The organism is Paenibacillus sp. ICGEB2008, from assembly GCF_000307675.1.
Lineage (GTDB): Bacteria > Bacillota > Bacilli > Paenibacillales > Paenibacillaceae > Paenibacillus > Paenibacillus polymyxa.
Map to the genome: position 1 here is coordinate 1 of NZ_AMQU01000066.1, position 1,010 is coordinate 1,010.

Below are 1,010 nucleotides of genomic sequence, written 5' to 3' on the forward strand. Positions count from 1 at the left end.
ACATGAAGTCGGAATTGCTAGTAATCGCGGATCAGCATGCCGCGGTGAATACGTTCCCGGGTCTTGTACACACCGCCCGTCACACCACGAGAGTTTACAACACCCGAAGTCGGTGAGGTAACCGCAAGGAGCCAGCCGCCGAAGGTGGGGTAGATGATTGGGGTGAAGTCGTAACAAGGTAGCCGTATCGGAAGGTGCGGCTGGATCACCTCCTTTCTATGGAGAATCGTTTCCTGCAACGGAAACATTCAAATATGAAGCGTAAGCTTCAAAACTCAGGTTTAGGCCTGTTACTCACTCGTTGCTCAGTTTTGAGAGTTCAAACTCTCGAACTTCGACGAATGTTTCATTCACACATACGTGTAGAACCGAAATATTCATCGGGTTTCGCTTCGATGAAGCGAATTGCACCTTGAAAACTGGATACCGAAACGAAATTGCGTTTTAGAATATTCCTTTAAGCTGATCTTGTGTAAACAAGTGAAATAAAGGTAGCAAATCGTATTTACTATGTAGATACTAGGTTAAGCTACAAAGAGCACACGGAGGATGCCTAGGCGCCAGGAGCCGACGAAGGACGTGGCGAACAACGATAAAGCCTCGGGGAGCTGTAAGCAAGCTTTGATCCGGGGATGTCCGAATGGGGAAACCCGGCTGTCTTCATCGACAGTCGCTACTCACTGAATTCATAGGTGAGTGAGAGGCAGACCAGGGGAACTGAAACATCTAAGTACCCTGAGGAAGAGAAAACAATAGTGATTCCGTCAGTAGCGGCGAGCGAACGCGGATTAGCCCAAACCAAGGAGCTTGCTCCTTGGGGTTGTGGGACGTCTCACATGGAGTTACAAAGGAACCGGTTAGATGAAGAGGTCTGGAAAGGCCCGCCAGAGAAGGTAAAAGCCCTGTAGTTCAAAACCTGTTCCCTCCGAGACGGATCCCGAGTAGTGCGGGGCACGTGAAACCCCGTATGAATCCGGCAGGACCATCTGCCAAGGCTAAATACTCCCTGG

2 rRNA genes are annotated in these 1,010 nt (G+C 49.8%); both read left to right on the forward strand.

Going from position 1 to position 1,010, the window contains the following annotated elements:
• Positions 1-216: ribosomal RNA gene (locus C400_RS0125970) — 16S ribosomal RNA — on the forward strand; the annotation flags it as partial.
• A gap of 306 nt (positions 217-522) precedes the next feature.
• A 23S ribosomal RNA gene (locus tag C400_RS0125975) occupies positions 523-1,010 on the forward strand; the annotation flags it as partial.